Annotated in this window: 7 protein-coding genes and 1 tRNA gene; 2 read left to right on the top strand and 6 right to left on the bottom strand. The window is 40.1% G+C overall.

All coding sequences use genetic code 11. The annotated features are described in order from the left end of the window. Positions 1-90 precede the first annotated feature (90 nt). Genes hemG through HMPREF2750_RS06385 form a run of 3 tightly spaced genes read right to left on the bottom strand, consistent with a single transcriptional unit; the run spans position 91 to position 2,682 of the window. On the bottom strand, positions 91-597 hold the full coding sequence (gene hemG, locus HMPREF2750_RS06395) for a menaquinone-dependent protoporphyrinogen IX dehydrogenase (RefSeq protein ID WP_070583091.1): 507 nt from the start codon (positions 595-597) through the stop codon (positions 91-93). Next, on the bottom strand, positions 597-2,060 hold the full coding sequence (locus HMPREF2750_RS06390) for a TrkH family potassium uptake protein (protein ID WP_070583090.1): 1,464 nt from the start codon (positions 2,058-2,060) through the stop codon (positions 597-599). Before HMPREF2750_RS06390 ends, hemG begins: the two co-directional genes overlap by 1 nt. 10 nt (positions 2,061-2,070) lie before the next feature. Then, on the bottom strand, positions 2,071-2,682 hold the full coding sequence (locus HMPREF2750_RS06385; protein ID WP_070583089.1) for a YigZ family protein: 612 nt from the start codon (positions 2,680-2,682) through the stop codon (positions 2,071-2,073). 116 nt (positions 2,683-2,798) lie between these two features. Here HMPREF2750_RS06385 and tusA point away from each other — a divergent pair, with 116 nt between their 5' ends. Further along, on the top strand, positions 2,799-3,038 hold the full coding sequence (gene tusA, locus HMPREF2750_RS06380; protein WP_049367545.1) for a sulfurtransferase TusA: 240 nt from the start codon (positions 2,799-2,801) through the stop codon (positions 3,036-3,038). A gap of 28 nt (positions 3,039-3,066) precedes the next feature. On the opposite strand, the gene HMPREF2750_RS06375 is transcribed toward tusA, so the two are convergent. Genes HMPREF2750_RS06375 through selA form a run of 3 tightly spaced genes read right to left on the bottom strand, consistent with a single transcriptional unit; the run spans position 3,067 to position 7,215 of the window. Continuing rightward, complete coding sequence (locus HMPREF2750_RS06375; protein ID WP_070583088.1) at positions 3,067-3,969, bottom strand: RsiV family protein; 903 nt, start codon at positions 3,967-3,969, stop codon at positions 3,067-3,069. Positions 3,970-3,976: 7 nt separating this feature from the next. Next, the gene (selB, locus tag HMPREF2750_RS06370) at positions 3,977-5,836 is read right to left on the bottom strand and encodes a selenocysteine-specific translation elongation factor (RefSeq protein WP_070583087.1); all 1,860 of its coding nucleotides are present in this window, start codon (positions 5,834-5,836) and stop codon (positions 3,977-3,979) included. Beyond that, a complete protein-coding gene (selA, locus tag HMPREF2750_RS06365; RefSeq protein ID WP_070583086.1) occupies positions 5,833-7,215 on the bottom strand; it encodes an L-seryl-tRNA(Sec) selenium transferase in 1,383 nt (460 codons plus the stop codon). Before selA ends, selB begins: the two co-directional genes overlap by 4 nt. Positions 7,216-7,287: 72 nt before the next feature. On the opposite strand from selA, the gene HMPREF2750_RS06360 reads away from it, so the two are divergent. Further along, positions 7,288-7,382, top strand: a tRNA-Sec gene (locus HMPREF2750_RS06360). Positions 7,383-7,594 lie beyond the last annotated feature (212 nt).

Raw genomic sequence — 7,594 nt, 5'->3', positions numbered from 1 at the left:
GATCTTTTTGTAAAAAAATGTAAATTTTTTATTGGTTGAAGATCTTTTAATCAAATCGTCTAAAAAACACAATTTTTATGGTGTTTTATTCTACGAATTCAGACTTTCTGCAAATGCCTTTACTTTTCCCCAATCGGTATATTCAATTTCTTTGGTTGCATCTGTTTCACCACCTGTAATTTTCATAATCAATTGGATCATGACACGATCAATCCATTTATAGCGTGGATATAGCAATGCCCCTGCAAACACGCCGACTTTTGCAGGAGTCCATTTTATGCGTTGAAGGAACTTACGAACATAGACATTTCCCTCCGGCGTATCTTTCCCTTCTTTTCTCGCGGTTAAACCTACACCAAAAAAGACCGCACTTTTTGCATTCAACAATTCGTGATGGCGTTCTACAAAACGATACACCTGTTTATTAAAGTGACCATAACGAACAGATGCCCCAATAATCACGTGATCAAAAACTTGAAGATCCTGTTCCTCCATTAACGGTGAAACCACCACTTCTCCTTCAAGATGCTGAGCCATAAATTCAGCAATCTTTTTAGTTTGTCCATCACGGCTTGAATATAAAATTAATGTTTTCATTATGCCTTCCAAAACGCTGGTGTGAAGAGCGCCAATAATGTGAAAATTTCTAAACGACCACATACCATCGCAATGGTGAGTACCCATTTAGCACTATCTGGCATCGCCGTCATATTACTGCTTACTGAACCTAATCCCGGTCCAAGGTTATTAATACTTGCTAATACCGCATTAAAGGCGTCAAAAGGTTCGACACCACATGCAATCACACTTAATAAACAAATAGTGAATACCAATAGATACGCTGAGAAAAAGGCCCAAATACTCCCAATCACTCGTTCATCAAGGACATTTTGACCCCATTTAATTGGATACACTAAATTAGGGTGTACAAATCGTTTCAGTTCTCTTGCACCTTGAAGATATAGCACTAAAATCCGTGCAACACGCAAACCGCCACCGACTGAGCCTGCACAGCCACCAATAAAAGAGGCAATAATTAATAACATCGGCACAAAAGAAGGCCACTCAGCAAAATTCGATGTGGTGTAGCCTGTTGTGGTTGAAATTGATACGGCTTGGAATACGACTTGCTCAAAATCTTGCCATGAGGAATCAAAATATTGATGGCTTATCATCACCAATGTACATGCCACGATAAGCAAAATTTGAATACTCATAAAGAAGCGGAATTCTGGATCTTTTGTGTAAATCTTCAAAATATTTTCTCGTCCTAAAGTCGAAAATGCTCTGAAGTGCAATGCAAAGTTACAAGCCGAAATCCACAAGAAAATGACTGTGATAAAATTAATCGCCGAGCTATTAAAATAGCCAATACTGGCATCGTGCGTAGAAAAGCCGCCAATGGATACCGTCGAGAAACTATGTGTAAGTGCATCAAACGGTGTCATACCTGCTAGCCAATAAGCCAAGGTACAAGACATGGTTAAAAAGAAATAAACAAACCACAATGCCTTTGCCGTTTCTGCTATCCGTGGCTGAATTTTCTGATCTTTCATTGGACCAGACATTTCAGCTCGGTATAACTGCATTCCGCCAATACCCAATAAAGGAATAATCGCAATCGCAAGTACGATGATCCCCATGCCGCCTAACCATTGTAAAAATTGACGGTAAAACAGAATGGCTTTCGGTAAATTATCTAACCCAGTCATGACTGTGGCGCCCGTGGTTGTTAACCCGGAAAATGCCTCAAATACGGCAGAAGCCACCGTTAAATGAGGTGCATCAAATAATAACAATGGTAAGGTTGCTAACCCGCCAAGAACGAACCAAAATGCCACCACAATTAAAAAACCATCACGAGATCGCAATTCTTGTTTGTGGTGATGACAAGGCCACCAGAGCAACATGCCCACAGTTAAGCTCAATGCAAAAGCTTGCATAAACGCTTTACCGCCGCCATCGCCATAAATAAGCGCCACAAAGGCTGGAATCAGCATCGTGCCGGAAAAGCACATAATCAAAATGCCGATAATCCGAATAATGGATAAAATATGCACAATATCTCGCTTAATTAATTTCTTCTAATTTCAACGTTCCTGCCGAACGCTCAATTAATGCTTGTTCAAAAGGTTTAATTTGATCTTCACTAATGCCTAACTGCAATGTTATCTGCACTTGAAAATTTTGTTCATAAATTTCAATTTGATGCTGTTCACATAAAATTTGAATCCAATTTAATTGTGCATAATCACAATGAACTTGGAATAACTGACGTTCTACTTTTCGTTCAGTTTCTAATAATTTTAAAGCTTGCTGAACACCATTTCCATAAGCACGAACTAAACCGCCAGTGCCTAATAAAATGCCCCCATAATAGCGGACAACAACAGCACTGATTTCACCAACTTGGCTACCTTGCAAAGCGGATAGCATTGGCTTTCCTGCAGTGCCTGCTGGTTCACCATCATCGGAAAAGCCTAATTGTTGAGAATCCGTTGGCTTTCCGGCCACTGCCGCCCAACAATGATGGCGGGCATTAGGGTGCTGCGCTTTAATTTCTGCCCAAAAAGCTTTGGCTTTTTCAAGTCCTTCCGTATGTTGCAAATACGTGATAAATCGACTTTTCTTAATTTCTTCTTCAAAAACGACCGCACTTTTGGGGATAAGGTATTCAGCCATGAAATAATTGTTCAAATGAATTTGTTGCGTAGTTTATCATTGATAGCGGATTTATCGAAATTTCCCCATAATTATTGTATGATGTAGCTCAATTTCAATAAAACTGATGAATAACAATGACTGAAATTACTGTCGATAAAACCCTTGATACTGTTGGTTTACGTTGCCCTGAACCCGTGATGCTCGTGAGAAAAAACATTCGCCACATGAATGAAGGTGAAGTGCTGCTTATTCTAGCGGACGATCCCGCCACAACTCGCGATATTCCCAGTTTCTGCCAATTTATGGAGCATACGCTGTTAGCAAGTGAAACAAAAGATACTCCTTTTAAATACTGGGTGAAAAAAGGCCAATAAAAATGCGGTCATTATTGACCGCACTTTGTTATTCTGCCGTATTACTCGAAACGGGATAATACTGTTTCTGAAGAAATTCAGGCTTCAATAACGCAGAGGCATTCCACCACTCAATCAGCAGCTCCTGTGGTCCTTCTGCATAAGACGCAATTTCATACACGTTATACACAAAGTGAATCCCATCATGATCTAAATAGAAATTATCGGTCACTTCAAAAGCGTCTTTTGATGTAAATGCTTCCTCATCTTGTACCTCGCCATATCGAGTATAACGTTCCCAAAGCAGCTCTTTTAATTTAGCTTGCTGATTTGGTTTAAACACATCATCAAATGAAAGTAGTTTTTTTGTTTCTAAATCAATATTAAGATATTGGTAGCCTCCAACGCCATGAGCGCCACCGTCATAGCTGTAATAATTTATTAAAAATACAGCAAGCTTACCTCTTTGGTGACTAAATGCTAAATCTAAAGTTTCATCAACACCAATTATAGGAGATTCCAACATCTCTTTTTTAGCTTCATCATATTCTTTCTGATAATCCGCAATAAGTTGCTCGCGGCTTTTTGGTTTACCATCAGCATTTTTGGAAATTTGTTCTAAAAGTAGTGTATCTAACCATTCAATATTCGTTTTTAGTGTAGAAATGCTGTAATGAAGTTTACCTTCTACAGGCACATATTCATCTTCTTTGGGCGATTTAGGATATTTGATGGTTTCCTCTTTATCAAAAATCACATCATCTTGAGCAATAATTGCTGGAATAACCTTCTCCGCCTTTTCTTTTTCAGCTTTTAATTGCGTATTTTCTGCCGTTAGTTGTGCAATTGTCTGTGTTTGTTGCTCAATGGTTGCTTTCGTTTCTTTATCTTCGCAACCTGTTACCGCAAAAAGTGCGGTTAAAATTAAGGCTGAAATCAGTGTCTTTTTCATGTATTACCTATAAATCAAATGTATCTTTATCACGTAAAATATGGTCATTGCCTTTGCGGCGTAAAAAGCCGGTACGGTCAAAATACTCCATTAACTGTACGGTCAGTTTTCGACCAAAATTAAGCTTGTCACGTAATTCATTTACCGCAATCTTACCTTCTTCACCTGCCATTTGCTTAATTAAGCGGGCATAAGCATAAATACTCTCAGTTAGGAAAAATCGATCTTTTACGATTGGCGTAAGATAGCCCAATTTACCTGCTTTATACATAAAATTACGCATCACACTTTCATCTTGCGCCAAGGCTGTTGCCATATCACGCACCCAAATGGCTTGACCATGAGCTTTCTCAAATTCAGCTAACACCGCTTGCCATAAGCTTTGCTCTTCGGCTGAGAATTGGATTTTGTGTGAAGGCAAATGTAGCCAGCCACGAGTCTGCTGCAATTGGCCTTCATCAAGCATTTCCTCAATAAAATGGTAAATCAGATTTTCCGGTTGGTTTAGTGTCGCAATACGGTATAAGCGGGCCTTACTCAAACCTAGCTGATCATTATGTTGCTCATGATAGGTAGCAAGCGCGGTCAAAATTTGCTGCGTTTTTTCACGTTGATAATCGCGATTAAAACACCAATTTTGGAAACGGATATCACCATTCTCAGCCAATGCTTCAACTAGTTGATTTTCGGTTAGTTGCTCACTCCACATTAAAGCTTGAGCTGAAATCGCCTCTTTTTGTAAGGTCAATCCAATGCGTTGTGTGGCGGTTTGAGCCTGATTAAGTTTAGCTAAGAACGCTAAGCGAGCCTCTGTGCGCTTATAACGTTTTGGTGAATGAATTTCGAGTACCTTGGCACCACCAATTAACGCTTTCGCATCACCACTACGTAAAATTAATTTATCCCCAAAAGCTAAAAATAATGGCTGTTCTAAAATAACTTCTGCCAAAGTGCGGTCATTTTTCATTGCATTTTTGCTTTCAAGCAAGGTGAGCTTACCCGTCGTACGACTTGCCGCATGATAAATGTGTACAGGCTGACTGTCTTTCAAATTCACTTCAGGTGTAATTTCAATGGTAATACGATCGGTTGGCTCAAGTGGCTCTGAGGCTAACAACCAATCGCCGCGCTGCATTGGAATACGATCTAAATCAACGTTTAAATTGAGCGCTAAACGCTGACCTGCGACACCTTTCTCACTTGGTGTGTTTTGAGCATGGATATTTTTAACGCGAACCTTTTGTCCCGTAGAAAGGAAGAGTTCATCATCAATGGCCACCGTTCCCGCAAATGCTGTCCCGGTTACCACTGTCCCCGCCCCTTTCACACTAAAAACACGGTCGATGGCATAACGGAATGGTTTATCCACTTCAGCTAATTCAGGTAAATTGGCTAAATAATCGCGTAACGCATCAATGCCTAAGCCTGTTTGTGCCGATGTAATAAAATAATGAGATTCAGCTAAGAATGGATAATCCGTCTGAATTTGTGTTTTTAATGCCTCGATTTGCTCATCTGTTGCTCGGTCAGCCTTGGTAATCACCACCATGATTTCAGTAAATTGAAGCTGACGTAAAATCGCTAAGTGTTCTTTAGTTTGTGCGGCAATCCCTTCATCTGCAGCGACAATGAGCATGGCATAATGCACACCACCAAGCCCTGCTAACATGTTGGCGAGAAACTTTTCATGGCCAGGCACATCAATAAACCCGAGTACTTTCTCTTTTAAAGGCAAATAGGCATAACCCAAATCAATGGTCATGCCACGTTTTTTTTCTTCCGGCAAATGGGCGGTATTCGTGCCTGTCAGCGCTTGCAAAAGAGCTGTTTTACCATGATCGACGTGCCCTGATGTTACTATGATCATAATTTTTCCACCGTATCTAATAATGCCTTAAAGTCAGCCACACTACGTAAATCTAACCAAATTTTTCCTTTCTCAACACGACCGATTATCGGTTGTTCTAATTGCTTAAATGTAGTCAAAAGTGCGGTCAATTTTGCCTCTGTTTTTTCGGCAATCGTCACCGCGAGAGAAGGAATCGTCGCCATCGGTTGAGAACCACTCCCAATCTGAGCAAAGCTTTCTTCAATCTCAACCTGGTAATTTTTTAAGCGGTTTGCTAAACCGGCTTTAAGCTGTTCGGCTTTTTCTTTTAATACATCTATTGATTGGGTGAGCAAATGTAAAGTTGGCAACGTCTCAGTAAGTTTTTCAGGTTGGAGATAAAGACGTAATGTTGCCTCAAGCCCGGCTAAAATCACTTTATCGCAACGCAATACGCGCTTTAATGGGTGAGCTTGTAACTGAGCAATCCACTCTTTTTTACCGACGATAATACCAGCTTGTGTTCCACCCAATAATTTATCACCCGAGAATGACACCAAGTTTACGCCCTGTGAGACTTTTTCTTGCACCGTTGGTTCATTCGGTAAATCATATTGACTTAGATCAATTAATGCCCCACTACCCAGATCCGTCATCACTGGAATATCAAATTCTCGTCCAAGATCAACCAACTCTTGTTCTGAAACCGAAGCGGTAAACCCACTAATATGATAGTTACTGCAATGTACTTTCATTAAGAAAGCGGTATTTTCATTGATTGCTTGACGATAATCTTTCAAATGTGTGCGGTTTGTTGTTCCCACTTCAACAAGTTTACAGCCTGCTTGAACCATAATGTCTGGAATGCGAAATGCTCCGCCAATTTCAATCAATTCCCCGCGAGAAATAATGACTTCTTTATCTTTTGCAAAGGTGGCCAACATCAAGAGTACGGCTGCAGCATTATTGTTAACGATACAAGCTGCCTCTGCGCCTGTGAGTTGTGCCAATAACTCACTAATATAATTATCTCGATGACTGCGTTTACCTTCTTCCAAATCATATTCTAGTGCCACGTTACCTTTCATTGCATGAAGTGCTGCCTGCTGTGCACTTTTAGCCCATAAGGCTCGCCCTAAATTTGTGTGTAATACCGTGCCCGTTAAATTATGGACTGATTTAATTTGCACATGATTTTGTTGTACCAAGCGATGTTGTAAATGATGTAATGTACTTAGGTGATCGGCAAAAAAGTGCGGTAAGTTTTGATGCTGTTTGATAACCTCGCGCCCTTCAGACAATAATTGGCGCAATTCACGCACGACAGCTGAATGACCAAATTCAGTTAAAAGCATTTCACCTTCTGGTGTTTTTAAAAATTTATCTACCGAAGGAAGTTGTTGAAAAAGTGCGGTCATTTTTAATTCCTATTTCAAAATGGCGTTGAATTATAAACTAATTTACGCTAAAGTAACCGCAATTTCAATAACGGAAGGTCGTCATCTCCGGTGAGGTGGCAGGACTTCAAATCCTGTTGGGGACGCCAGCGTTCCCGGGTGGGTTCAACTCCCATGACCTTCCGCCACTTTTTTTCCTCTAACAAATATTTCTCTCTTCCTAACATTCACTTTTTTAATTTGAATTTTCATTATAATTTTGCGGAATTTTAGGCAAACAAAAAGGCGTATCTTTCGATACGCCTTCTTTATCTAACTTGTTACAGTTAATTCATCAATTATTTGATGATTTTCGCAACAACACCAGCACCTACTGTACGGCCACCTTCACGGATTGCGA

Origin of the sequence: Haemophilus sp. HMSC066D02, assembly GCF_001810545.1 — a bacterium.
GTDB lineage: Bacteria > Pseudomonadota > Gammaproteobacteria > Enterobacterales > Pasteurellaceae > Haemophilus_D.
Note: the sequence above shows the minus strand (reverse complement) of the source record. Positions and strands in the feature narration are given on the sequence as shown.

What these genes read in the sequence shown, in the direction of transcription:
- hemG (WP_070583091.1), bottom strand. Translation starts at nt 597, where the DNA reads ATGAAAACATTAATTTTATATTCAAGCCGTGATGGACAAACTAAAAAG.
- HMPREF2750_RS06385 (WP_070583089.1), bottom strand. Translation starts at nt 2,682, where the DNA reads ATGGCTGAATACCTTATCCCCAAAAGTGCGGTCGTTTTTGAAGAAGAA.
- tusA (WP_049367545.1), top strand. Translation starts at nt 2,799, where the DNA reads ATGACTGAAATTACTGTCGATAAAACCCTTGATACTGTTGGTTTACGT.
- HMPREF2750_RS06375 (WP_070583088.1), bottom strand. Translation starts at nt 3,969, where the DNA reads ATGAAAAAGACACTGATTTCAGCCTTAATTTTAACCGCACTTTTTGCG.
- selB (WP_070583087.1), bottom strand. Translation starts at nt 5,836, where the DNA reads ATGATCATAGTAACATCAGGGCACGTCGATCATGGTAAAACAGCTCTT.
- selA (WP_070583086.1), bottom strand. Translation starts at nt 7,215, where the DNA reads ATGACCGCACTTTTTCAACAACTTCCTTCGGTAGATAAATTTTTAAAA.